The following is a 23,525-nucleotide window of genomic DNA, read 5'->3' as shown; positions in this document are numbered from 1 at the left end:
TGCCGCTAATCGAACTTGCGTTCGATACTAGAAGCGCCCTCTGACAATCGTCAACGGACGACTAAACACCCACCTCACAGGTGGTTTTCCACCCCCACAGCCACACTGCTAACACAGGCCGCAAAGAGCCATGCTCTACCATTCGGACCCATGCAGACCCGCGCACTTCCGTACGCCGTTCTCACGGTCGCCATCACCGCTATCGCCGTCACGGCGCTGCCGTGGTTCAACCTCCGTAACGCGGGATTCGACATCTCATGGAACGGGCTCGGGATGGCCAGCGCCGACGCCGACGGATTGGCTCCCCACGGTCGCGGGTGGCTGATCGTCGCCGCCTGCCTGATCGCAGTTCTCGCCGCCCTGACCGCCCTGATGCCCGCGCCGGCCGCCAAGCCGCTCGCTCGACTGCTGTCTGCAATCGCAGCCGTCGGCGCCATCGCCGCGGCCTTCGTTCCCATCGCCGTCTGGATCTGGCCGTCGTGGTACTTCGGCGACTTTGAGTCCGACCTCGGCTTCACCCCCGAGGACGGACTCACCGTCGACAAACTGATCTTGGGCATCCTCGCGGCGGTACTGCTGCTCCTGGCCGCCCTGTCAGCAGCCCTCTTCGTCGATCGCACCGAAGACTCGATCGCCAAGGACGCGATCGCCACCGACTGAACAAGGGCGCCTCAGAACAGGGTCAGCGCGGGGGCCGTATCAGCGGCACGCACCGCGGGCGGCACCGATGCCGTCTCACCATCGAGATTCGCGCGCTCGAGGTCGGAGCCTTCGACCCCCGCAGCGCTGTCCAATCCGTACCGCGCCACCAGCGGCGCCATGCGACCGCGCAGCGACAACGCGTAGTCGGCGGAGACGAACCCGCGTTGGCCGTAGAGCGACCGATACCTCCGCACCAGCGCCGGATGCTCATCCGCGAGCCAACCGAAGAAGTCCGCACCGTCGTCGCCGGTCAACTGCAGCGGAGACACCGACACCCGCGCGGCCCCCGCGTCGGCGAGCGTGGCGAGCAGGTCGTCGAGCTGAGAGGTCCCGTCGGCCAGCAGCGGCGGCAGCGGCGCGATCCGCACATGCGGAGCCAGTCCGGCATCGGCCAACCGCGCGATCATCTCCAACCGAGCACGCGGCGCAGCCGCCGAGGGATCGATACGCGCAGCCAACCCGGCGTCGAGGGTGGCCAACGGCACGGACACGGTGACCGGCACCGACCGTCCGATCAATCGCAGCAACGAGAGATCGCGCAACATCAGCGGAGACGCCGTGTGCAGCGCGATCGGCGTCTGCGACTCCGACAACACCGCCAACACCTGCGGCATCAGCCGATAGTGCCCCTCGATCGGCTGGTACGGATCGTCCACCACCCCGACCGCGACGGTCTCGCACCGCCACGACCGCCGTCGGACCTCCCTGCGCAGAATGGCCGCCGCATTCACCTTGACCTGAAGGACGCCGCCGGACCGCGCGAGCGTCGACGCCGCGAACGAATAGCGATGATTGCGATCGCCGGTGACGGACTCGAGCATCGTGCGCGCCAGCACTTCGTGCACTCGAACACCCGGCGCCTCGGGCATCATCGTCGATCGCACAAGGTCACCGCACACCAGTTCGGGTAGCGCCGTCATGCCATCCATCCGAACACACGTGCGATCCTTGCGTCAAGGAGCCGCCGTATCGACGGGGAACGGAGCCGTCCGCACCGACAGTTATCATCTGGGCATGACCTCCTCCGCCGCTGCGCCCGGCCCGACGTACCTGGTCGCCGGCCGCTATCGCCTGAGCCGCAAGATCGGCCACGGCGGCATGGGCGCGGTCTGGCTGGCGCACGACCAACTCCTCGACCGCGAAGTCGCCGTCAAGCAGGTCCTCGTCAGCAGCGGCATGGACGACTCGATGGCCGAGACGTCCCGCGCCCGCGCCCTCCGCGAGGGGCGACTGGCCGCCCGCCTCTCCCACCGCAACGCGATCTCGATGCACGACGTCGCCCTGCACCTGGACGAGCCGTGGTTGGTGATGGAATATCTGCCCAGTCACAGCGTCGCCGACGTGCTGCGCGACAACGGAACCATCGACCCCGTCGAAGCCGCACAGATCTGTGCGCAGGTGGCCGATGCGATCGCCGAAGCCCACGCCTCGGGAATCATCCACCGCGACATCAAGCCCGCGAACATCTTGATCGCCAACAGCGGGCGCAATGTCGGCCTGGTCAAGATCACCGACTTCGGCATCTCCCGCGCCAAGGGCGACGCCAACATCACCCAGACCGGCATCGTCACCGGGACGCCCGCTTACTTCGCTCCCGAAGTGGCGCGCGGCGAGGACCCCGGCGAGCCGTCCGACGTCTACTCGCTGGGCGCGACCCTCTACACAATGGTCGAAGGGGCGCCTCCGTTCGGCAACGAGGACAACTACATCGCCACGCTGCACCGCGCCGCCCTGGGCAAGATCAACCCGATCACGCGCGCGGGCGCACTCTCGCCGATCCTGCTGCACCTGTTGGAGCCCAGCCCGAACAATCGGCCGACGATGGCGGACGCGCGCGACCAACTCGCGCAGTTCGCTGCCGACACCCTCGGCACCACCGACAACGTGCTGACCGGACTCGTCACGACGAAGCCGCTCCACAACCGACGGGCAGACACCCTTCCGCCCGCGCCCCAGGGACCCCCGACCCCCTCGCCCAGAACGCCATCTCCCAGAACCCCCGCGCCCATGACGGCCGTGTCGATGACCGCCGCACCGGAGTCCACGCCGCCGCACCGTCCGACGCAGGTCGCCGCCAACGGCTACTACGCTCCGCGCACGACTCCCCAACCGCTCGTCCATCAGCAATCCGGACCGTCCCATCCCGTGCACTACACACCGCAGCCGCGGCACCCGGCGCCGCAACAGTCCGGCAACAACGCCGGACTCGCAGCGGCGGTGTTCGCCATCTTCGTCCTACTGACCGCCATCGCCGCGGGAATCATTATTCTGGCTCTGTAGTCAAGTTGGCCCTGTAGTTGTCCGGCCCGTAGTTCACTGGGTTCTGCGGCCAATCCCGCGGCACACTGGACCAATGCTGGAACAGTCCATGATGGAAAAGACCCTGAAACTGCTGCGCAGTTTCGACGGCGTCCTCGAAGTGGCGCCGGTCGAAGGCGACGATGTCCCGCCGATCGCGTGGGGCGACCACTTCTTCTACTACGCGCCCGACGGAATCGCCCCGCGCAGGCAGCCGTACGCCACGATCATCACGAAGAACTATCCCGACGACGTCTCGTCGGACCTCGACCGGCCGGGCCGATGGCGACTCAACATTCACGTCGGACGCGAGCTCGTCGCCGAACTCACGCCAGACGCTTCCGCTGCTGCATCCGACCCCGCAGCACCTGACCCCGCTGCATCGGACACCGCTGCATCCGACACCGTCCTCCCGCACCCGCTGTACGGGCGACAGGGCTGGATCGCCATCGTCGAGCCCGGCCCGGCGACCGCCGACCTCACCGAACGACTCCTCCGTCAGGCGCACGACGACGATCGCCGTCGCGTCACCCGATCTGGCGATTGACCGCCCAGCGGGTCAGCGCGTTGCGGTTGGACTGCTGGGTCTTGCGGAGCACGTTGGACGCGTGCGTCTCGACGGTCTTCACCGAGATGAACAACTCTTCGGCGATCTCTCGATAGGTGTATCCGCGCGCCAGCAGTCGGAGCACCTCCATCTCGCGCCGGGTGAGGGAATCGAGTTCGGGATCGAGTTGCGGCTCCGGCACCGGCGATCGCCCGGTGAAGGAGTCGAGGACGAAACCGGCGAGCCGCGGACTGAACACCGCGTCCCCTTCGGCCACCCGGCGCACGGCGTCGGCCAGTTCCGCGCCGTCGATCGTCTTGGTGACGTACCCGCGCGCACCGGCGCGGATCGTCGCGATCACGTCGGTGGCCGCGTCGGAGACGCTGAGCGCCAAGAACACCGGCGCATCGGACCCGAGCGCGTCGAGCACGCCCCGCAGCACCGCCACCCCGCCGCCCCCGGGCATGTGGACGTCGAGCAGAACCACATCGGGCCGCATCTCGACGATCCCGGCAATCGACTCCGGGACCGTTCCCGCGTCGCCGATCACGTCGAGACCTTCCGCTCCGGCGAGCTCGGCCCGGACTCCGGAACGGAACACCCCGTGGTCGTCGACCAGGAACACTCGGTAGGTCATGTCTGCTCCAGTCCCCGTTGGTGCCGGTCGGGTTGGCGTTGGTCGTGCTCGGGCTGTCGGTGGAGTTGCGCGCGCTGCTGATCCGGATCCAGTATCGACGATGCCCCACCGCTCAATGTGCGCGGCAGCCTCAACGCCACATTGGTTCCGCGCCCGGGCGCCGAGGTGATGCGCGCCGATCCGCCGGCGCGCTCCATGCGGGCGCGGATGGACTTCGAGATCCCCTGCCGATCGTCATCGATGTCGTCGACATCGAAGCCGACACCGCGATCGCGGACAAAGACCTCGACGTGTTCCTCGTCCACCTCGCAGTACACGTCGACCTTCTCCGCGCCGGAATGCTTGGCGGCATTGACCACCGCTTCGCGCGCCGACGCGACCAGCGCCTGGAGACTCTGCGCCACCTTCTCATCGCGCAGTTCCTCCGGTGTCACGTCGCCGACGGTGACGGTCTCGATCTCGAGGCCGTACGCGTCTTCGACCTCGGCCGAGACCGCGGCGACCGCGGCCGCAAGCGACTCGTTGCGCCGGGCCTGATCACCGAACAACCACTGGCGGAGTTCGCGCTCCTGCCGCCGAGCGAGTTGCGCGACCACGTCGGGTTGCGCCGCCCGCTTCTGAATCAGTGCGAGAGTCTGCAGCACCGAGTCGTGCAGGTGCGAGGCGATCTCCTCGCGTTCCTGATTCCGGATTCGCGCTGCTCGCTCCGCGTTGAGCGTCCGCCACATCCGCATCCACAGCGGGATGGTCAGCAGCACCACACCGGCCAGCGTCCCGAACACGGCGAGCAGAGTCGGATTCATCCCGGCGAGCGCCGCATCCGGCGCGGCGACCAGCACGATCAGCCCACCGATCACCAGAAACGCACCGGCCGCCAGGCGCAGCCAGGTGAGGACCCCGCTGCGCGACGACAGTCCGGTGACGTCCACTTCGCGCCACACCAGCGCGGCGCCGCCGAGGACCACGATCAGCGCGAGGAGGCTCGACGCCGGCGCGCTGGACGCGACGAACGCATTGGCGACCAGCACGATCATCCCCAGGACCAGCAACCCGTGCGCCTGTCGGCGTTCGCGAGGCGCCGCCGGTTCGACGTCCGTGCCCGTCGGGCAGAAGAACCACAGCAGACCGTAGGCAGCGACGCCGGCCCCGGCCAAGGCCGACAGCACGACGAACACGACGCGCACGCGGAAGACGTCGACGCCGAGGTGGTCGGCGATCCCGCCGCACACCCCGGCGACGACCTTGCCTCCGCTGCGCCTGCGCAGGCGGTCGATCTCCGGGATCTCGGTGGCGTGTGTCATCACCTCGATATTGGCACGAACGCCCGAGCCCGCACATCAGGGAGCATCTCAGGGTTGTACCCGATTTGCCTGCGACGGCCGAGGGACAAGATGGTCTCCATGGACACCAAGACGCTGTTCGACATGTGGAACACCAGGCCGGTCCGCCAACGCTCCGGCAAGAGCATCGCAGGCGTGTGCACCGGCATCGGCAGGCGCTACAACGTCGATCCGACACTGGTGAAGGTAGCGTTCGTGGTCGCGGCGATGTTCGGCGGCAGCGGCATCTTCCTCTACCTCGCGTGCCTCATCGCAATGCCCGGCCAGCACGCCGTCGCACCTCGCGCGCTGACGCCTGACAGTCACGGTCTCCGCGGCATGCACGAGATCCCCTGGTACTGGATCGCCGCCGCGGTGGTCTGCGTGGTGGCGCTCGGAAACATGGGATCGTCGTCGCCGTTCTGGGGAAGCAGCGGACTGCTCGGCGTGGCCCTGATGCTCGGCGGCTGGTGGCTCCTCTACATGCGCACACCGCAAGCGCCCGCGGGCACCAGCGCCGACCAACTCGGCGCACGCGGAGCAATCGAAACCATTCATCCGCCGGTGAACTCGGAGTATCCGCCGGTCGCCGTGCCGAGCGTCGGTCTGAGCAAGGCCGCCGACCTGAGCAAGCCGGTGCCGCCAACCGGCGACGCCCCTCCCGCGTGGGACCCGTTGGGAACGGCGCGGTTCGCCTGGGACCTCCCGGAGCCGACGCCGCCCCCGACGCCGCCGGCGCCCAAACCGCCCCGGTCTCGGCTGACGTCGATCTTCGCCGGCCTCGCCGTGATCGTGGCGACGGTCTCGACCGCGGCGAACGTCGTCGGTGGGGTCGAATGGTTCACCGTCGGACGCATCGCCGCACTCGCGCTGGCCGTGCTCGGGGTCGGCATGCTGATCGACTCGGTGCAACGACGTCGGGCGGGCACCCGCGCCGCGGGCCTGGTGCCGCTGGCGATGATGGTGGGCGTGGTCGCCGTGATCGCGACCCTGTTCGCCGGCGGTCGTGCCGACCTCCCCGCGGGCGGCGTCGGGGACCGCACGTGGACGCCGCGGACCTCCGAGCAACTCGGTTCCGAGTATCAGCTCTCGGTCGGCACCAGCACTCTCGATCTCCGGAACCTCGCGGGCCTCGACCGCGACCGGACCGTCGTGGTGCGCCAAGGCATCGGCGACGTCACCGTGCTGCTTCCCGACGACATCCGCGTCAAGACCGAATGCCGAATCGCCATCGGAGACCAGGTGTGCCCCGAAAGCACGGTCAACCCCGACGCCAAGACCCCGACGCTCACCGTGAAGGCCGAGCTGTCCATCGGAAACGTGGAGATGAAGAAATGACCGACGAGTTCACCACCCCGACCCAGCCGACTGTCGACGAACCAGCCGGGCACCGCTCTTTCATGATGGCGCTCTCAGCGCTCGTGACGCTCCTGGTGGCGGCGTGGTGCCTGGCCGGCGGCCCCTTCTTCGTTCAAGCAGAGGGGCTGCCGTGGGCGCTTCTCGCGGTCGGCATCGTCGTCGGCGTCGGCCTGATCGCGAGCGGCTTCCGTCGGAAGTAGACGGGCGTCACTCCCACTCGATGGTGCCCGGCGGCTTGCTGGTCACGTCGAGCACGACGCGGTTGACGTCGGGGACCTCGTTGGTGATGCGTGTGGAGATGACTTCGAGCACCTCGTAGGGCAGGCGCGTCCAGTCCGCGGTCATCGCGTCCTCGCTGGAGACCGGGCGCAGGACGATCGGGTGCCCGTAGGTGCGCCCGTCGCCCTGGACCCCGACGCTGCGGACGTCGGCGAGCAGCACCACCGGGCACTGCCAGATCTGACCGTCGAGGCCCGCCGAGGTCAACTCCTCGCGGGCGATCAGGTCGGCCTGACGCAGCAGCTCCAGACGATCCTTGGTGACCTCACCGACGATGCGAATGCCGAGCCCGGGGCCCGGGAACGGCTGCCGTGCGACGATCTCCTCGGGCAGGCCGAGTTCGCGACCGACCGCGCGGACCTCGTCCTTGAACAGCAGACGCAGCGGCTCCACCAGCGAGAACTCCAAGTCCTCCGGCAGTCCGCCGACATTGTGATGGCTCTTGATGTTGGCCGTACCGCTGCCGCCGCCGGACTCGACCACGTCCGGGTACAGCGTTCCCTGCACCAGGAAGTCGACCTTCTTGCCTGCTGCGGCCTGATCGCCGAGCACCTCGCTGACAGCGCCTTCGAACGACCGGATGAACTCGCGGCCGATGATCTTGCGCTTGGTCTCCGGGTCGGACACCCCCGCCAGGTGACCGAGGAAGATGTCCTGCGCATCGACGGTCACCAGGCGGGCGCCGGTCGCGGCGACGAAGTCGGTCTGCACCTGCTCGCGCTCACCCGCGCGCAGCAGACCGTGGTCGACGAACACACAGGTGAGGCGATCACCGATGGCCCGCTGGACCAGTGCCGCCGCCACCGCGGAGTCGACGCCGCCCGAGAGACCGCAGATCGCCAGGCCCTCGTCGCCCACCTGGGCGCGGACGTCGGCGATCAGCGATTCGGCGATGTTGGCCGCCGTCCACGTCGGCTTCAGTCCGGCGATGTCGTACAGGAAGCGCGTCAGCACCTCCTGACCGTGGGGGCTGTGCAGCACCTCCGGGTGGTACTGGACGCCTGCCATCCGACGCTCGACGCACTCGAACGCCGCGACCGGGGCGCCCGGCGTCGACGCGGTGACGGTGAAGCCCTCGGGGGCCTGCGACACGGCATCGTTGTGGCTCATCCACACCGGTTGCGTGCCGGGGAGGTCCCGATGCAGTCGACCCCCGTCGCCGACGGTCAAGGTGGTGCGACCGAACTCGCGGCCGCCGGTGTTCTCGACGACACCGCCGAGCGCCGTGGTCATCTTCTGGAAGCCATAGCAGATGCCGAAGACCGGAATCCCCAGCTCGAACAGCTTCTCGTCGATGCTCGGCGCGCCGTCGGCGTAGACCGAAGCGGGTCCGCCGGAGAGGATCAGCGCGGCCGGATTCTTGGCCGTGATCTCTTCGAGGGTCGCGTCGTGGGCCACTACCTCGGAGTAGATGCGGGCCTCGCGCACACGGCGAGCGATCAGCTGCGCGTACTGGGCTCCGAAGTCGACGACGAGTACGGGACGCGGGTGCTCAGGGGATGTTTCCGTCACGGAGAGTGAGTATATCCGTCCCGCGCGGCCCCGGACCCCGTGCCCGCCCCGAGATCGCGCCGCACCAGCCACCACGTGACGGCGAGCGCGACCACGACCGACGGCTTTCCGAGGAGGAGGGTCGCGACGCCGAGCGCGGCCACCTGATCTGCCATGTACAGCGGGCCCAGAACCGCGACGTGGAGCAGCCACTGGAGCGCCCAGGCACCGTGATCCACCGGTGCAGACGAATCCGTTCCGGAGTCTCCCCTCGGGGTTCGATGCGCAGCCGCTGGCAGATCCGCAGACTGAGCGGTCGACGGAGGACTGTCCCGATGCCGAAGACGACCGTGAGGATCGCGCACCCGACCACCTCGGTGACGAAGAAGTTGCGTCCCTCCCCGGTGCCCAAGACCAGCGCCGAGTAGCCGACGATGCCGAGGATCGAGAGAACGACGACCTTCGGGGAGTCACCGCGTCGCAGCCGCAGGACCGTCAGCGCGATCGCGACGGCCACCGCGGCCCCCACCCCCGCGGACGGTCCGGCCGCCTGGTAACCGATGAGGAACGCCGCGATCGGCGCTCCCGCGTCGACGACATGCCGCCAACCGCCTTTCGCCGCCACCTCGCGCACGGCGAGGAATGCCGATGCCGGAGCATCGGCCGGTGTCTGCCGTTCAGTCCGGCCGCCGTCGAGTGCCATTCAACGCACCGGTCGCGGGCCGATGATGGAGGCGCGCTCCATGATCCGGACGTGGGGCCAATAGTCGCTCGCCGCGTAGTGCTGCACGGCGCGGTTGTCCCAGAACGCGATGGTGTCGGGCTCCCAGTGCAGTCGAACCTGATGCTCGGGAGCGTCTGCGGTGCGGCACAGCCGGTCGATCAGTTCGCGGCCCTCATCGAGGTCGACGCCGTCGATCCGGTCCACGAAGACCCGGTTGACGTACAGGTGCCGACGGCCAGTCGCCGGGTGCGTGCACACCATCGGATGCCTCATCTCGGGATGCTTGCGCTGCATCGCGGCGCGCTGTTCGTCGTCGAGCATGCGGCCGAAGGCCCGAGTGAAATCATGGACCGCATCGAGGTGCTCGATGCGCTCACGCGTCTGCTCGTCAAGTGATTCGTACGCAGCGTACATGTCGGCGAACAGCGTGTCGCCGCCGATCGCGGGGGCCGAGATCGCGTGGAGCACCGCACCCATCGACGGGTGCTCACGCCAGGTGACGTCGTGATGCCAGGCGTTCTCGAATCCGCTGACCTGCGCGCTCTTCTCGAACCTGACGAGTTCGGGCTGCCCGATGTTCGACGGGATGAAGGGGTGCACCTCCAACTCGCCGAACCGGGCGGCGAACGCGACGTGCTGGGCGGCGCTGACCGGCTGATCCCGAAAGAAGAGCACCTTGTACTCGCTCAAGGCCCGGCGGATGTCCGCCACGACCGGCGCAGTGAGTTCCGAGGTCAGATCGACGCCGGAGATCTCGGCACCCAGGGTGGCTCCGACCTGCCGCGCGTCGAAGTGCTCCCACCGCAGTTCACCGAGGCGGTCCCGTTCGCGCGCCAAGTGCGTGAACGGACCCGACATGACCGGGTATCCGGGCAGGTTGACCGGCTTGGTGCCGAGCCCGTCGGCCGGATCCTTGTCGACCATCACCGTCATCTGAAACCTCTTCTCTCGTCCGATTGTCCGCCCTGTAGTCAGTTGACTACAGTGACGGGGATTACCGTAGTCACATGACTACAGAAGACGCAAGGGGTATCGACGAAGCCGAGGAGGACCCCTCGCCCGGCCCCCTCGGTCGTGACGCCGTGGTGGAAGCGGTCCTGATCCACGCGATCGATCTCTTCGCCGAGAAGGGCCCGGCGGCGACGTCGATCCGCATGATCGCCGACCGCGCGGGCGTCAATCACGGGCTGGTGTTCCGTCACCTCGGAGCCAAGGACGAACTCGTCACCGCAGTGCTGAACCGACTGTCTGCGGAGGCGTCGGGACCGGCACCCGACGGGGAGTTCGATTCGCTCGACGACCGCCAGCTGCGCCGCCACTGGATGGTGCTGGCCCGGTGCATCCTGGACGGCTACCCCGTCGGTGACATGCAGAACGACTTCCCGGTCATCGGCCGCATCGGAGCGGTGGCCCGCAGGCATCACGAGACCGAGGAGGAAACGGCGATGGCGACGGCGAACGTGGTCGCCCTCCAGTTGGGCTGGCAGCTCTTCGAGCCCTTCCTGCGATCGGCGACCGGGGTCGGCGACGCCCCGTACGAGCAGATTCGCGAGTCGGTCGACGCGCAGTCCCGACGAATGCTCACGGGAGGCTGACGATGGGCCGCCCACTGAACGGCCCGGAGTGAAGACAGCCCGTCCCCTGCACTCGTAGGGTGGCGGACATGCCACACCATGCCCCCGACCTGACCCCACTCCTCTCCCCCGGCCGCATCGGCCCCGTGCAGTTGGACAACCGCGTCGTCATGTCGGCGATGGACATGAACCTGTCCATCGACGGCGTGATCGAAGAGGAGGACGTCGAGCACTTCGTCTCCCGGGCCAGGGGCGGCACGGGCATGATCATCACCGGGTGCTGCTCGGTGGGCTACCCGGCGGGCAGCACCAGCACCAAGGAGCCGGGGCTCTCGTCCGACCACTTCATCCCCGGCCTCAAGGCGCTGGCGGACGGCGTCCACGCCGGCGGTTCCAAGCTGTGCGTGCAGATGGTGCACCACGGCAAGGTCGCCCGCATCGACACCGTCTCCGACCGTCCGCTTCAGGTCGCCTCCGTGCCCGAGGGCGCGTACGACATGAGCGCACTGGCCGACAACACCCCGACCGAGCTCGGCAAGATGGGCGCGGTGACCGGCGGCAAGAAGCCGACCTATCACGAGGTCACGCACGACGACATCGCCGAGATCACCGGGCAGTACGTGTCAGCGGCCCGTCGCGTGCGCGAGGCCGGAGCCGACGCCGTCGAGATCCACTGCGCACACGGCTACCTGCTCAGCGGGTTCCTGACCCGCGCCGACAACCGCCGCACCGACCGGTACGGCGGATCGCTGGAGAACCGCGCGCGGTTCGCCTGCGAGGTGATCGCCGCGGTGAAGGAAGCGGTGGGCGACGACCTCGCCGTCCTGGTCCGCGTGTCCGGCCGAGAGTTCGGCGAGGAGGGCGGTCTCTCCACGAACGAAGCCGTCCAGGCCGCCCAACTGTTCCAGGCGGCGGGCGCCGACGCGATCGACGTGACCGGCTGGGGCCGTAACCCGTTCCGCAACTTCACCGACGGCCCGCTGCCCGACCGACTCGGAGCGTTCGTCGATCTGGCAGGCGCCGTCAAGGAGGCGGTCCGGATTCCGGTGGTCACCGTCGGACGGGTGCTGCCCGAGATCGGCGCCGCGGCGATCGCCGCGGGCAAAGCCGATTTCGTCGCCATGGGGCGCCAACTCCTGGCCGACCCCGACCTGGTGAACAAGCTGCGCGCGGGCACGCCCGAGCGGGTCCGGCCGTGCATCAACTGCTATGTCTGCGTCCAGGAGAACTTCTGGGACGACGTCCCGGTCTGCGCGGTGAATCCCGCGCTCGGCAACGAGGGCGCGGCCCCGCTGACCCTTGCCAAGGCGCCGGTCTCGAAGAAGGTCGTCGTGGTGGGCGCCGGGCCGTCGGGGCTCGAAGTGGCTCGGATCGCGACCCAGCGCGGTCACCGGGTCACGGTGGTCGACAAGACCGACCGCCTCGGCGGCACGCTGTGGTTCTCCGCCTTGACCACTCCGGCGAACTATCCGCTGCTGGAGTGGCTGCGCACCGAGACCGCCCGACTGGGCGTCGACATCCGGCTGAGCACCGAGGCCACCCCGGCGCTGATCGCCGAACTGGCCCCGGACGCCGTCGTCATCGCCACCGGCGCCGTTCGCGAACGACCCGCGATCCCCGGCGGCGACCTCCCCCATGTGCACACCGGCGACACCATGCGGGCGCTGATGACCGGGGTCGGCGACACCTCCGGGCAGGCCTGGTACCTGCGCCTCGCCGGACGACTGGGCAAGCTGACCGGCCTCACCAAGACGCCCGCGCGGGTCGCCGCACTGACTCGCCGGATCCTGCCCGTCGGCAAGGACGTCGTCGTCATCGGCGGGTCGCTGGTCGGCCTGGAACTCGCCGAGTTCCTGGCCGAACGCGGCCGCAACGTCACCCTGCTGCACGACGAGCAACAGCTCGGGCTGCCGATGGCACTCCCACGCCGGTGGACCGCCGTGCGACATGCCAAGGAGGCCGGCGTCACCATTCACCGGCATGCCCGCGCGGTCCGGATCACCGAGCACGCGGTGGAGTTCGACGAGGCGGTCACCGGCAAACGCGGCGAGGTGCTCGACACCAAGCGGTCCAGCGCACCCGCGTCGATGGTCATCATGGCGGCGGGCGTCTCCCCCGCGGCGCCGCTCGCGCAGCGTTTCGGCGAGATGGTCCCGGAAGTGCACGTGGTCGGCGACGCAGGCAGCGTCGACTACATCCAGGGCGCGATCCACACCGCGTGGAAGGTCGCCTCGGCCTTGTAGGAGGGCTCGGCGCCCGCGCGCGATCGACTCCAGCGGCCCGAGGAAGGCGGCGCGCCCCGGACCGCGACTAGGAGTGTGTCCCCTTCACTGAATACCCTGTTCCCGTGACGAACTTCTCGCAGGACTCCGCGGCCGCGCCGCGCTGGTGGTCGCTGTCCATCGCCGACCTCACCCAGGCCGCCGTCTTCGCCGCTCTCATCGCGGTCCTCGGCCTCCCCGGGCAGATCAACCTGGCCGCGGGCGTGCCGATCACCCTGCAGACGCTCGGTGTGATGCTCGCCGGCGCGGTGCTCGGGCCGAAGAAGGGCTCGCTGGCGGTGGTGATCTTCATGGCGCTGGCGATGGGCCTGCCGCTCCTCGCGGGCGGTCGCACCGGATGGACGGCACTGAGTTCGCCGACCGGCGGCTACTTTCTGGGCTTCCTTCCGGGTGTCATCGTCATCGGGCTGCTGACCGCATGGATGATGCCGCGCTACAACATCATCGTCGGCATCGTGATCAACTTCGTCGGCGGCGCGCTCATCATCTACATCTGCGGCATCTCGTACCAGATGCTCCGCACCGACATCGGCCTGTGGACGCTGATCACCGGCAACGCGCCGTTCCTCATCGGTGACACCATCAAGGCCGTCATCGCCGCACTCGTGGCGGCGCCGGTCCACCGCGGGCGCCCCGGGCTCATTACCCCGCTGCGCGCCCCGTCCTCGAGCCGTCCGAGCGTCGAGTGACCGATTCGCCGACCTCGATCGTCTTCGACGGCGTCGGACACGCCTTCGGCGACCGCGTGGTGCTGCGCGAGGTCAGCCTGACCATCCCGGAGCGACGCGTCGGGATCGTCGGAGCCAACGGCAGCGGCAAGTCGACGCTGGCCCGGATGATCAACGGGCTGGTGCTCCCCGACAGCGGGACGGTGACCGTCAACGGGCTCGACGTCCGCAAAAACAAGCGCAGGGTCCGCCGCGAGGTCGGCTTCATCTTCTCCGACCCCGACCGACAGATCATCATGCCGACGGTCGCCGAGGACATCGAACTGTCGCTCTCGCGCATCGTCGCCGACAAGGCCGAACGTCGGGCGCGCGCCCACGAGGTGCTCGCCGACTTCGGTCTCGCCGGTCACGCCGACCAACCCGCGCACCAGCTCTCCGGCGGCCAGAAGCAACTCCTCGCGCTGGCCGCGGTGATGGTCGTGGGACCGAGCATTCTGGTGGCCGACGAGCCGACCACCATGCTCGATCTGCGCAACTCCCTGATGCTCCGCACCACCTTCGCGGCGTTGTCGGAGCAACTCGTGGTGCTGACCCACGACCTCGAAATGCTCGACGACTTCGAGCGCGTGCTCGTCCTCGACGACGGACGCGTGGTCGCCGACGACGAACCCGCGCCCGCGCTCGCCTACTACCGAGACCTGATGAGCCGATGATCGGCCTCTACGTCCCCGGCGACTCGCTGCTGCACCGGCTGCCCGCAGGCCTGAAGTTCCTCGCGCTGACCGCGTCGATCATCACGATCGCCCTCGTGGTCCGGACGCCGATGAGCGCCGCGATCGCCCTCGCGACCAGCGCCGCCCTGTTCGTCGTCGCCCGAGTGCACCCACGTCACGCGTGGTCGCAGATTCGCGGCGTCCTGTGGATGCTCGCCATTCTGTTCGTCTTCCAGTGGATCATCACCGACGCCGCGCGGGCCTTCGTGGTGTGCGCGATCCTGCTCGCCTCCGTGGCGCTCGCTGCGGTCGTGACGTTGACGACGCGGACCGCCGACATGCTGGACGCGATCGTCAGCGCGCTGCGTCCACTGGAACGTTTCGGCGTCCGCACCGATCTGATCGCGATGACGTTCGCACTCGCCATCCGCAGCATTCCGCTGATCGCCGAGGTCCTCGCCCAGGTGGATCAGGCACGCCGAGCACGCGGATTACGCGCCGGGCCGCGCGTGCTCCTCGCCCCGACCGTGCTCGCCGCGCTGCGGACCGCCGACGGCTTCGCCGAGACGCTCGCCGCGCGCGGCATGGACTGACGGCAGTGCGGGGAATAACCGTCGACTGCCGTCTGTTAACGTTATGAGCAGGCGAATCAGACGACTCAAGGAGGCTGCGGTGGAACCGTTCCCGCACCTGTCGCGCGCCCTTTTCGCACATTCGGTGTACTTCCTCACCGATCACTGTCAGTAGACCCGTCGGACGTCGTCGTCGCACTGGTCTGTCCAGTCGTCGTCGGCATCTGCATTCCAGGCAAACCCGCAACGGGTCTACTTCTGGCCCCGGTGCATTCGATTCGCAAAGGACCCCCATGTCTCCCACCATCTTCGACGACGCCACCGCCCTGATGGGCCGTACGCCGCTGGTTCGCCTCAACCGAATCACCGACGGCGCCGAGGCCACCGTGCTCGCCAAGCTCGAGTACTACAACCCGACCAACTCGGTGAAGGATCGCATCGGCGTCGCGATCGTCGACGCCGCCGAGGCCTCGGGCGACCTCCCCAAGGGCGGCACCATCATCGAGGCCACCAGCGGCAACACCGGCATCGCGCTCGCGATGGTCGGCGCGGCCCGCGGCTACAACGTCGTCCTGACCATGCCGGAGTCGATGTCGAAGGAGCGCCGCGCGCTGCTCCGCGCATTCGGCGCCGAGCTGGTGCTGACCCCGGCGGGCGAGGGCATGGCCGGCGCGGTCAATGCCGCCGAGAAGATCGCCTCGGAGCGTCGCGGCGCCGTGCTCGCTCGTCAGTTCGCCAACGAGGCCAACGCCGAGATCCACCGTCGCACCACCGCCGAGGAGATCTGGGCCGACACCGACGGCGGCGTCGACGCGGTGGTCGCGGGCATCGGCACCGGCGGCACCATCACCGGCATCGGCCAGGTCCTCAAGGAGCGCAAGCCCGAGGTCAAGATCTTCGCCGTGGAACCCGAGGAATCGGCCATCCTCAACGGCGGCGCCCCCGGCCCGCACAAGATCCAGGGCCTCGGCGCCAACTTCGTCCCCGAGGTCCTCGACACCACGGTGTACAACGAGGTCGTCGACATCAACGCCGAGACCGCGCTGAAGTGGGCGCGCCGCGCCGCCACCGAGGAGGGCCTGCTGGTCGGCATCTCGTCGGGCGCCGCCCTGGCCGCCGCGGTGGAGATCGCCAAGCGTCCGGAGCTCAAGGGCAAGACCATCGTCGTGGTGCTTCCGGACTTCGGCGAGCGCTACCTGTCGACGCCGCTGTTCGAGGGACTGGTGGACTGATGTCTGTCGGGAGTGAGTCGCGAACCGAGCGAAGGTCGGATTCGCTCCTGCGCACGCTGCGCGAAGACCTGCGTGCCGCGCAAGATCGGGACCCGGCGGCACGCTCGATGGTCGAGGTCGCGCTGGCCTACCCGGGCGTGCACGCCCTCTGGATCCATCGTGTCTCGCATCGGCTGTGGACCAGCGGCGGCGTCGCCCGGATGCCCGCCCGGCTGCTGTCGCAGTTCGCGCGGTTTCTCACCGGTATCGAGATCCATCCCGGAGCGAAGATCGGTCGTCGGATGTTCATCGACCACGGGATGGGCGTGGTGATCGGTGAGACCGCGGAGATCGGCGAGGACGTGCTGATGTTCCACGGATCCACCCTGGGCGGCGTCAGCATGTCGAAGGGCAAGCGTCACCCGACCGTCGGCGATCGCGTTCTGATCGGCGCGGGCGCCAAGGTCCTCGGTCCCATCACGCTCGGCGACGACGCCAAGATCGGCGCCAACGCCGTGGTGGTCCACGACGTGCCCGCCGGGTTCGTCGCCGTCGGGACGGCCGCTGCCCCGCGACCCACGCATGCGCCGCCCGCCTACGATCCCTACGCGGATCCGGCGCTCTACATCTGAGTCGAGAGAATACTTCCGCCGTTGATCGTTACCCGGAGCGGGTAACGATCAACGGCGGAAGTGTTTTCAGACGTGGTTGCGCGAACTCAGGCGGTCTCGTCGACCTTCGTGTTCACCGGCGTGATCGACAGGCGGAGGGCGCCGGGAGCGCTGGCAGGCACCACCGGTGCGTTCGGCGCCACCGGATCGATCCGCTGGTAGGCCGCACCCTGCGCGGGACGCTGGTCGTCCTCGCCGCGATTGGGCCACAGGGCGACGGCGCGCTCGGCCTGCGCGCAGATCGACAGCGACGGGTTCACACCGAGGTTCGCGGTGATCGCCGCGCCGTCGGTCACGTGCAACGTCGGGTAGTTCCACACGCGATGGTAGGGATCGATGACGCCGGTCTTCGGGTCGTCGGAGATCACGCAGCCGCCGAGGTAGTGCGCGGTGAGCGGCATGTTGATGATGTCGCCCCACGTGCCGCCTGCGATGCCGCCGGGCAGCTTGTCGGCCACGCGTCGGGTGGCCTCGTTGCCCTTCGGAATCCAGGTCGGGTTCGGCTCGCCGTGGCCCTGCTTGCTGGTGACGTACTTGAACGGGCCGCGCTTGCGGACGAACGTGGTGAGCGAATTGTTGCTGGTCTGCATCACCAGCGCGATCACCGTGCGCTGGCTCCACTTACGCACGTACAGCAGGCGGACCAGCAGCAGCGGGTTCTTGACGACCTGCTTCAGGAACTGGCCGAACCGGTTGGCGACGCTGCCGCCGTCGGTCAGCGCGGTCTGCAGGTATGCGATCGCGTTGGAGCCCTTGCCGTAGCGGACCGGCTCCACGTGCGTGTTGCTCTCCGGGTAGAACGATGACGTGATCGCCACGCCCTCGGAGTAGTCGCTGGTCGGGTCGTACTTGCCCGCCATGGCGCCGAGGATCGACTCCGAGTTGGTACGGGTCAGGACGCCCAGCGAATCCGACAGCTTCGGCAGCGTGGAGCCCTTGGCCGCGTGCATGAGCTTCTGCGTGTTGAACGTGCCCGCCGCCATGATCACCTGGCCGGCGCGGAAACTGCGACGACGCGCACCGAACGGGCCCCACGACGACGAGCCGTGCGTCGACACGGTCCAGCTGCCGTCGGCGTTCTCCACCAGACCGTCGACGGTGGTGCGGTCGATGATCGTGGCACCGTTGCGCTCGGCCAGTCCGAGGTAGTTCTTCATCAGGGTGTTCTTGGCGCCGACGCGGCACCCGGTCATGCAGGCGCCGCATTCGGTGCACGCGGTGCGCTCGGGACCGGCTCCACCGAAGTACGGGTCGGCGACGGTCTGCCCCGGGGTGCCCTCGCCGCCGGTCTTCTCACCGAAGAACACGCCGACCGGGGTGGGCCCGAAGGTCTCGCCGACGCCCATCTCCTCGGCGACCTCCTTCATCACCCGGTCGGAGTTGGTGAACGACGGGTTGGTGACGACGCCGAGCATGCGTCGCGCCTGCTCGTAGTGCGGCGTCAGCTCCGCTTCCCAGTCGGTGATGTGATTCCACTGCGGGTCGGTGAAGAACGGCGTGCTCGGCTTGTAGAGCGTGTTGGCGTAGTTCAGGGAACCGCCGCCCACACCGGCGCCCGCGAGGATCATCACGTCTTTCAGCAGGTGCATGCGCTGGATGCCGTACAACCCGAACTTCGGCGCCCACAACCACTTGTGGAGCCGCCAGCTGGTCTTGGCGAACTGGTCGTCCTCGAAGCGTCGACCGGCCTCGATCACACCGACCCGGTAGCCCTTCTCAACGAGGCGGAGGGCACTCACACTTCCGCCGAAACCAGAGCCGATGATGAGGACGTCGAAGTCAGTCTGCGCCATAGCAAAACATACTAATGAGTATTGTTGCGATCCGGATAGTAAGCAGAACCTAAGTCGACGGCTGGTCATGGACGTCGCGGAGCACGCTCGGCGTGACGAACCGGGCGATCAGCGCGCGCTCGGAATCCTCCGAGCCACCCGGGACCACCAGCAGCGAGACGATGACTCGAACCACCCAGGCCATCGCGTCACCCGGAGCGATCGCGGCGATGGCCTCCGACGACAACGCCAACTCGGAGGTGGCGCCCGCACCGCTGGGCGCGAACCACGCGCGCAGCGCCGGATCGGCGCGGACCTCGCGCAAAGCGAGCACAATCGACTCGGTCAATTTGGCCTCGCGGCCCTCCACCGTTCGCAGCGCCGCGCGCACGTCGACGCTGATGCGCTTGGCGACGATCGCGATGTACGCCAACTGCAGCGATCGGCGGCTGTCGAAGTAGCGGTAGAGCGTGGCTCGCGAGCATCCCGCGGCCGCCGCGATGTCGCTCATCGCGGCGTCGGCGCCCTGGACCGCGAAGACCTCGCCGGCCACCTCCAGGATGCGGTCGCGCACCCCGGACCTGCCTGCTTCACGGATTCCGCGCTGTGCGGTCATGCCGTGAAGGGTACCGAAACCGGACGACGCACGTAGTTGCCGGTGGCCCACTCGATGTCGTCGACGTCGACGGTGAAGTCGGGGCACCGCACGAGGAGTTCCTCGAGTGCCACGCGGGCCTGCATGCGTGCGGCCGCCGCACCGAGGCAGTGGTGGGAGCCGTGACTGAAAGTGAGGATGTTCGACGGGTCGCGACGAACGTCCAGTTCCCCGGCCGTCGGCGAGTAGACCGACTCGTCGCGATTGGCCGAGGCGTAACAGAGCAGCACCTTGCGGCCCGCGGGAACAACGACGCCCTCGATCTCGACGTCGACCGTCGCGGTGCGACATAGCCCCTGAACCGGCGAGGTGAGCCGCAAGAGCTCGTTGACTGCCGTCGCCAGCAGTTCCGGTTCGCGCTGCAGGATCTCGCGCTGGTCAGGCCGTTCGGTGAGCAGCGCCACCGAGCCGCCGAGCATGCCGGTCGTGGTGTCGTTGCCTCCGGCGACCATGGTGAACGCAAAAGCCAGCACCGACAGGACTCCGCCCAGGTCCATGTCGTCGGCGACCCCTGCCGCCACCAGGTGCGAGACCGTGTCGTCACCGGGATGGCGTCGGCGGAACTCGATGAGGTCGGAGAAGTAGGCCATCAGCCCCATGACCGCCTCCGAGGCGGTCTGCGCGGCAGCGCCCATGTCGCCGCCGGGGTTGGCGGCGACGATCGCGTCGGTCCACGCGTCGAACTGTCCGCGGTCGGACTCCGGCACCCCGAGGTAGTGGGCCACCACCATGCTGGGCAGCGGCTTGAACAGTTCGACCCCGATGTCGCCGCTCCCCCGCGACGCGAGGTCGTCGAGGCGGTCGGCGACGAACGCGCGGACCAGCGGCTCCAGGGTCGTCACCTGCCGCGGCGTGAAGCCGCGAGCCACCAGTCGCCGAAAGTCGGTATGCCGCGGCGGGTCCTGCATCACCATCGGCGGATTGTCCTGCAGACCGATCTTCTCCAGTTCCCCGTAGGTCACGGTGAGGCCCTGCGCCGACGAGAACGTCTCCCAGTCGCGCGCCGCCGCCATCACGTCGGCATGCCGGGTGAGCACGTAGAAGTCATCGTCCGGCCGCCCCTCCGGAACCACTCGGTGAACCGGATCGTGTTCGCGGAGCGCCGCATACATCGCGAACGGATCCCGCCAGGTAGCTCCGGATCGAAGCGTGTAGCCCATAGACACATCGATGCTCATGTCTCGACAGTGTGACATTTTCCAATAACTGTCAAGCACCCGCGAATGCCCGAAGGGCCCGGTGAATCACCGGGCCCTTCGGGTGTCTGTGGTTGTTCGTACTTGCTCGGGGTGACTTGGCCGGCGCTCACGCGCGGATCGACAGGCCGACCTTCTGGAACTCCTTGAGGTCGGAGTATCCGGCCTTGGCCATCGAGCGACGCAGGCCGCCGACCAGGTTCAGCAGGCCGTCCGGATCGTCCGAGGGGCCGTTGAGGACGGTCTCGAGCGCGGGACGCCCTTCATCGAGTGCCACCTGCAGCATCGCGCCGCGCGGGGTGTCCGGGTGGGCGGCCGCCGACGGCCAGTACCAGCCGTGGCCGGGCGAGGTGTCGGCAGCTGCCAGCGGGGTGCCCAGGACTGCCGCGTCGGCACCGCAGGCGATCGCCTTGGCGAGGTCGCCCGACGTGTGGATGTCGCCGTCGGCGATCACGTGGACGTAGCGTCCGCCGGTCTCGTCGAGGTATTCGCGGCGGGCCGCAGCGGCATCGGCGATGGCGGTCGCCATCGGCACGCCGATGCCCAGGACCTCACCGGTAGTCGTGGAGCCCTCGGTGGAGCCGTAGCCGACGATCACACCGGCCGCACCGGTGCGCATGAGGTGCAGCGCGGTGCGGTGGTCGTGCACGCCGCCCGCGATCACCGGGATGTCGAGGTCGGAGATGAAGGTCTTGAGGTTGAGTGGTTCGGCGACGAGACCGTCTTCCGCACCGCGATCCACCAACACCACGTGCTCGGCAGAGATGATCGTGCCGTGGACCACCAGCAGTTCGGCTCCGGCCTTGATCAGTTCCGGGGTCAGCTCCGGTGCGTGCTGCGGGCTCACCCGCACCGCGGTGGTGACCCCGGCGGCACGGATCGTCGCCACGGCCTGACCGAGCAGGTCCATGTTGATCGGCGCGCGGTGCAGCTCCTGCAGGCGACGAATGGCCGCCGACGGGTCGGGGTTGTTCTCGGCGATCTCCGCGAGCTCGGCGAGCTTCTCCTCCACCTTCTCGTGGCGCGCCCACAGGCCCTCGCCGTTCAGGACGCCCAGCGCACCGGCCTTGCCGAGCGCGATCACCGACTCGGGCGAACCCAGAGCGTCGGTCGGGTGGTTGAGGATCGGAGAGTCGAACCGGTAGGCGTCGATCTGCCACGAGGTCGACACGTCCTTCGAGGACCGCGTCCGTCGGGACGGGACGATCGAGATGTCTTCCAGTTCGTACGTCCGGCGAGCTGTTCGGCCCATGCCGAATTCGACGAGGTCACGCACCATTGCGCCTTTCTAATGAACACGAGGGGCGAGCGAGGACTCAGCGTTGTGCGCTGAAACTCCGCTCAGCGAGCATAGTAGTTGGGTGCCTCAGCGGTGAGGGTGATGTCGTGCGGGTGCGATTCCTTCAGACCCGCGGCGGTGATCTGAACGAACTGCGCGTTCTGCAGTTCCTCGATGGTCTGCGCGCCGGTGTAGCCCATGGCCGCGCGCAGGCCGCCGGTGAGCTGATGAATCACCTGGGACAGCGGGCCGCGGAACGGGACGCGCCCCTCGATGCCCTCGGGCACCAGCTTGTCCTCGGCCAACACGTCGTCTTGGAAGTAGCGGTCCTTGGAGTACGACTTGCCCTGGCCTCGGCCCTGCATCGCCCCGAGCGAGCCCATTCCGCGGTAGCTCTTGAACTGCTTGCCGTTCACCAGGATCAACTCGCCGGGCGACTCCGCGGTGCCTGCGAGCAGCGAGCCGAGCATGGCGGTCGACGCACCGGCGGCCAGCGCCTTGGCGACGTCGCCCGAGTACTGCAGGCCGCCGTCGGCGATGACCGGGACCCCTGCGGCCTTGGCTGCCGCGACCGCTTCGAGGATCGCGGTGATCTGCGGTGCGCCGACACCGGCCACGACGCGGGTGGTGCAGATGGAACCCGGTCCCACACCGACCTTCACGCCGTCCACGCCCGCGTCGATCAGCGCCTGAGCGCCTCCGCGGGTCGCCACGTTGCCGCCGATCAACTGCACCCGGTGGCCGATCTCGGCCTTGAGCTTGGCGATCATCTCGAGAACGCCGCGCGAGTGTCCGTGCGCGCTGTCGACGACCAGGACGTCGACGCCGGCCTCGGCCAGCGCCAGTGCGCGGGTCCATGCCTCGTCGCCCGCACCGACTGCGGCACCGACCAGCAGGCGACCGTCGGCGTCCTTGGTGGCGTACGGGTGCTGTTCGGTCTTGACGAAGTCCTTGACCGTGATGAGCCCGGTGAGCTTGCCGTTGCCGTCGACGATCGGCAGCTTCTCGATCTTGTGTCGACGCAGCAGACCGAGCGCGGCCTCGGCCGAGACGCCCTCGGCCGCGGTGATGAGCGGCGCCACGGTCATGACCTCGGAGACCGGGCGGGAGTCGTCCACCTCGAACTGCATGTCGCGGTTGGTGATGATGCCGACCAGGTCGCCGGCCTCGTCGACCACCGGCAGGCCCGAGATGCGGTAGCGCGCGCAGATCGCGTCGACCTCGGCGAGCGTTGCCGAAGGCAGGCAGGTGACGGGATCGGTGACCATGCCGGCCTCAGAGCGCTTCACCGTGTCGACCGCCGCCGCCTGCGCCTCGATCGACAGATTGCGGTGCAGGACGCCCATGCCGCCCGCGCGTGCCATGGCGATGGCCATGCGCGACTCGGTCACGGTGTCCATCGCCGAACTGACCAACGGAACCCGCAGAGTGATGTCCCGAGTCAGCTTGGACGAGGTGTCCACGGCATTCGGGACGACGTCTGACGCCGCGGGAAGCAGCAGAACGTCATCGAAGGTGAGGCCGAGCATTGCGACCTTGTTTGGATCATCTCCACCAGTGCGAACCTGCGTCATCT

At 68.5% G+C, this 23,525-nt stretch carries 23 protein-coding genes and 1 pseudogene; 12 read left to right on the top strand and 12 right to left on the bottom strand.

The genetic code is table 11. The features are described 5' to 3' along the window. Positions 1–150: 150 nt before the first annotated feature. Positions 151–660: a hypothetical protein gene (locus GX543_RS05865; protein ID WP_290850502.1), complete on the top strand. Its 510-nt coding sequence runs from the start codon at positions 151–153 to the stop codon at positions 658–660. A gap of 11 nt (positions 661–671) precedes the next feature. Here the strand turns inward: GX543_RS05865 and GX543_RS05860 are convergent, their stop codons facing one another. Beyond that, on the bottom strand, positions 672–1,622 hold the full coding sequence (locus GX543_RS05860) for a sam dependent methyltransferase (protein WP_290850501.1): 951 nt from the start codon (positions 1,620–1,622) through the stop codon (positions 672–674). A gap of 94 nt (positions 1,623–1,716) precedes the next feature. Here GX543_RS05860 and GX543_RS05855 point away from each other — a divergent pair, with 94 nt between their 5' ends. Together GX543_RS05855 and GX543_RS05850 are read left to right on the top strand one after the other, a co-directional pair. Beyond that, a complete protein-coding gene (locus GX543_RS05855) occupies positions 1,717–2,982 on the top strand; it encodes a serine/threonine-protein kinase (RefSeq protein ID WP_290850500.1) in 1,266 nt (421 codons plus the stop codon). A 73-nt stretch (positions 2,983–3,055) separates the two neighbouring features. Then, complete coding sequence (locus GX543_RS05850; protein WP_290850497.1) at positions 3,056–3,547, top strand: DUF6194 family protein; 492 nt, start codon at positions 3,056–3,058, stop codon at positions 3,545–3,547. Here the strand turns inward: GX543_RS05850 and GX543_RS05845 are convergent. After that, positions 3,528–4,184 carry a response regulator transcription factor gene (locus tag GX543_RS05845; protein WP_290850495.1) on the bottom strand — a complete coding sequence of 219 codons (657 nt, stop codon included), beginning with the start codon at positions 4,182–4,184 and terminating at the stop codon, positions 3,528–3,530. The genes GX543_RS05850 and GX543_RS05845 overlap by 20 nt on opposite strands. Then, entirely contained in the window at positions 4,181–5,485 is a 1,305-nt protein-coding gene (locus tag GX543_RS05840) for an ATP-binding protein (RefSeq protein WP_290850494.1), read from the bottom strand. The genes GX543_RS05845 and GX543_RS05840 overlap by 4 nt, the downstream gene beginning before the upstream one ends. 99 nt (positions 5,486–5,584) lie before the next feature. Between GX543_RS05840 and GX543_RS05835 the strand changes: the two genes are divergently transcribed. Continuing rightward, entirely contained in the window at positions 5,585–6,841 is a 1,257-nt protein-coding gene (locus tag GX543_RS05835) for a PspC domain-containing protein (protein ID WP_290850492.1), read from the top strand. Next, on the top strand, positions 6,838–7,062 hold the full coding sequence (locus tag GX543_RS05830; RefSeq protein WP_290850489.1) for a hypothetical protein: 225 nt from the start codon (positions 6,838–6,840) through the stop codon (positions 7,060–7,062). The genes GX543_RS05835 and GX543_RS05830 overlap by 4 nt, the downstream gene beginning before the upstream one ends. A gap of 7 nt (positions 7,063–7,069) precedes the next feature. Here the strand turns inward: GX543_RS05830 and guaA are convergent, their stop codons facing one another. The 4 genes and pseudogenes from guaA to GX543_RS05815 all read right to left on the bottom strand — a co-directional run bounded on the left by guaA (position 7,070) and on the right by GX543_RS05815 (position 10,289). Continuing rightward, positions 7,070–8,653 (bottom strand): glutamine-hydrolyzing GMP synthase, encoded by a 1,584-nt coding sequence (gene guaA / locus GX543_RS05825; RefSeq protein WP_290850488.1) that lies wholly within the window; start codon positions 8,651–8,653, stop codon positions 7,070–7,072. Beyond that, the gene (locus GX543_RS18785) at positions 8,650–8,808 is read right to left on the bottom strand and encodes a hypothetical protein (protein ID WP_366929054.1); all 159 of its coding nucleotides are present in this window, start codon (positions 8,806–8,808) and stop codon (positions 8,650–8,652) included. Before GX543_RS18785 ends, guaA begins: the two co-directional genes overlap by 4 nt. A gap of 107 nt (positions 8,809–8,915) precedes the next feature. Then, a pseudogene (locus tag GX543_RS18780) lies at positions 8,916–9,335 on the bottom strand (DUF3159 domain-containing protein); the annotation flags it as partial. After that, positions 9,336–10,289 (bottom strand): TauD/TfdA family dioxygenase, encoded by a 954-nt coding sequence (locus tag GX543_RS05815; protein WP_290850484.1) that lies wholly within the window; start codon positions 10,287–10,289, stop codon positions 9,336–9,338. A 74-nt stretch (positions 10,290–10,363) separates the two neighbouring features. Here GX543_RS05815 and GX543_RS05810 point away from each other — a divergent pair, with 74 nt between their 5' ends. The 7 genes from GX543_RS05810 (at position 10,364) to epsC (ending at position 17,008) form a co-directional block, all read left to right on the top strand. Further along, positions 10,364–10,951, top strand: a complete 588-nt coding sequence (locus tag GX543_RS05810; RefSeq protein WP_290850483.1) for a helix-turn-helix domain-containing protein — start codon at positions 10,364–10,366, stop codon at positions 10,949–10,951. Between the two features lie 68 nt (positions 10,952–11,019). Next, positions 11,020–13,173, top strand: a complete 2,154-nt coding sequence (locus GX543_RS05805) for an FAD-dependent oxidoreductase (RefSeq protein ID WP_290850482.1) — start codon at positions 11,020–11,022, stop codon at positions 13,171–13,173. A gap of 104 nt (positions 13,174–13,277) precedes the next feature. Further along, positions 13,278–13,901 carry a biotin transporter BioY gene (locus GX543_RS05800; RefSeq protein ID WP_290850480.1) on the top strand — a complete coding sequence of 208 codons (624 nt, stop codon included), beginning with the start codon at positions 13,278–13,280 and terminating at the stop codon, positions 13,899–13,901. Further along, positions 13,898–14,593: an ABC transporter ATP-binding protein gene (locus GX543_RS05795; RefSeq protein ID WP_290850479.1), complete on the top strand. Its 696-nt coding sequence runs from the start codon at positions 13,898–13,900 to the stop codon at positions 14,591–14,593. Before GX543_RS05800 ends, GX543_RS05795 begins: the two co-directional genes overlap by 4 nt. Next, positions 14,590–15,186 carry an energy-coupling factor transporter transmembrane protein EcfT gene (locus GX543_RS05790; RefSeq protein ID WP_290850477.1) on the top strand — a complete coding sequence of 199 codons (597 nt, stop codon included), beginning with the start codon at positions 14,590–14,592 and terminating at the stop codon, positions 15,184–15,186. Before GX543_RS05795 ends, GX543_RS05790 begins: the two co-directional genes overlap by 4 nt. Before the next feature lie 272 nt (positions 15,187–15,458). Then, positions 15,459–16,397 carry a cysteine synthase A gene (gene cysK, locus GX543_RS05785; protein WP_290850476.1) on the top strand — a complete coding sequence of 313 codons (939 nt, stop codon included), beginning with the start codon at positions 15,459–15,461 and terminating at the stop codon, positions 16,395–16,397. Next, positions 16,397–17,008 (top strand): serine O-acetyltransferase EpsC, encoded by a 612-nt coding sequence (gene epsC / locus GX543_RS05780; RefSeq protein ID WP_290850474.1) that lies wholly within the window; start codon positions 16,397–16,399, stop codon positions 17,006–17,008. Before cysK ends, epsC begins: the two co-directional genes overlap by 1 nt. Before the next feature lie 86 nt (positions 17,009–17,094). Here epsC and GX543_RS05775 read toward each other — a convergent pair whose 3' ends face one another. The 5 genes from GX543_RS05775 to guaB all read right to left on the bottom strand — a co-directional run bounded on the left by GX543_RS05775 (position 17,095) and on the right by guaB (position 23,523). Next, positions 17,095–18,840: a GMC family oxidoreductase gene (locus GX543_RS05775; RefSeq protein WP_290850473.1), complete on the bottom strand. Its 1,746-nt coding sequence runs from the start codon at positions 18,838–18,840 to the stop codon at positions 17,095–17,097. A 49-nt stretch (positions 18,841–18,889) separates the two neighbouring features. Next, positions 18,890–19,435, bottom strand: coding sequence for a TetR family transcriptional regulator (locus GX543_RS05770; protein ID WP_290850471.1), 546 nt, complete (start codon positions 19,433–19,435; stop codon positions 18,890–18,892). After that, positions 19,432–20,652 carry a cytochrome P450 gene (locus GX543_RS05765; protein WP_290850469.1) on the bottom strand — a complete coding sequence of 407 codons (1,221 nt, stop codon included), beginning with the start codon at positions 20,650–20,652 and terminating at the stop codon, positions 19,432–19,434. The genes GX543_RS05770 and GX543_RS05765 overlap by 4 nt, the downstream gene beginning before the upstream one ends. 127 nt (positions 20,653–20,779) lie before the next feature. Further along, positions 20,780–21,946, bottom strand: coding sequence for a GuaB3 family IMP dehydrogenase-related protein (locus tag GX543_RS05760; RefSeq protein WP_290850515.1), 1,167 nt, complete (start codon positions 21,944–21,946; stop codon positions 20,780–20,782). A 65-nt stretch (positions 21,947–22,011) separates the two neighbouring features. Continuing rightward, positions 22,012–23,523: an IMP dehydrogenase gene (guaB, locus tag GX543_RS05755; protein ID WP_290850468.1), complete on the bottom strand. Its 1,512-nt coding sequence runs from the start codon at positions 23,521–23,523 to the stop codon at positions 22,012–22,014. Between the last annotated feature and the right edge of the window lie 2 nt (positions 23,524–23,525).

The organism is Gordonia sp. (in: high G+C Gram-positive bacteria) (assembly GCF_012515855.1).
GTDB lineage: Bacteria > Actinomycetota > Actinomycetes > Mycobacteriales > Mycobacteriaceae > Gordonia.
Note: the sequence above shows the minus strand (reverse complement) of the source record. Positions and strands in the feature narration are given on the sequence as shown.

Bases quoted from the DNA above. Each gene is read 5' to 3' on its own strand.
- GX543_RS05765 (WP_290850469.1), bottom strand. From the start codon at position 20,652: ATGAGCATCGATGTGTCTATGGGCTACACGCTTCGATCCGGAGCTACC.
- GX543_RS05830 (WP_290850489.1), top strand. From the start codon at position 6,838: ATGACCGACGAGTTCACCACCCCGACCCAGCCGACTGTCGACGAACCA.
- GX543_RS05845 (WP_290850495.1), bottom strand. From the start codon at position 4,184: ATGACCTACCGAGTGTTCCTGGTCGACGACCACGGGGTGTTCCGTTCC.
- cysK (WP_290850476.1), top strand. From the start codon at position 15,459: ATGTCTCCCACCATCTTCGACGACGCCACCGCCCTGATGGGCCGTACG.
- GX543_RS05865 (WP_290850502.1), top strand. From the start codon at position 151: ATGCAGACCCGCGCACTTCCGTACGCCGTTCTCACGGTCGCCATCACC.
- GX543_RS05810 (WP_290850483.1), top strand. From the start codon at position 10,364: ATGACTACAGAAGACGCAAGGGGTATCGACGAAGCCGAGGAGGACCCC.
- epsC (WP_290850474.1), top strand. From the start codon at position 16,397: ATGTCTGTCGGGAGTGAGTCGCGAACCGAGCGAAGGTCGGATTCGCTC.
- GX543_RS05850 (WP_290850497.1), top strand. From the start codon at position 3,056: ATGCTGGAACAGTCCATGATGGAAAAGACCCTGAAACTGCTGCGCAGT.
- GX543_RS05840 (WP_290850494.1), bottom strand. From the start codon at position 5,485: ATGACACACGCCACCGAGATCCCGGAGATCGACCGCCTGCGCAGGCGC.
- GX543_RS05770 (WP_290850471.1), bottom strand. From the start codon at position 19,435: ATGACCGCACAGCGCGGAATCCGTGAAGCAGGCAGGTCCGGGGTGCGC.
- guaB (WP_290850468.1), bottom strand. From the start codon at position 23,523: ATGACGCAGGTTCGCACTGGTGGAGATGATCCAAACAAGGTCGCAATG.
- GX543_RS05805 (WP_290850482.1), top strand. From the start codon at position 11,020: ATGCCACACCATGCCCCCGACCTGACCCCACTCCTCTCCCCCGGCCGC.
- GX543_RS05855 (WP_290850500.1), top strand. From the start codon at position 1,717: ATGACCTCCTCCGCCGCTGCGCCCGGCCCGACGTACCTGGTCGCCGGC.
- GX543_RS18785 (WP_366929054.1), bottom strand. From the start codon at position 8,808: ATGGCAGATCAGGTGGCCGCGCTCGGCGTCGCGACCCTCCTCCTCGGA.
- GX543_RS05835 (WP_290850492.1), top strand. From the start codon at position 5,585: ATGGACACCAAGACGCTGTTCGACATGTGGAACACCAGGCCGGTCCGC.
- GX543_RS05860 (WP_290850501.1), bottom strand. From the start codon at position 1,622: ATGACGGCGCTACCCGAACTGGTGTGCGGTGACCTTGTGCGATCGACG.
- GX543_RS05790 (WP_290850477.1), top strand. From the start codon at position 14,590: ATGATCGGCCTCTACGTCCCCGGCGACTCGCTGCTGCACCGGCTGCCC.
- GX543_RS05815 (WP_290850484.1), bottom strand. From the start codon at position 10,289: ATGACGGTGATGGTCGACAAGGATCCGGCCGACGGGCTCGGCACCAAG.
- GX543_RS05775 (WP_290850473.1), bottom strand. From the start codon at position 18,840: ATGGCGCAGACTGACTTCGACGTCCTCATCATCGGCTCTGGTTTCGGC.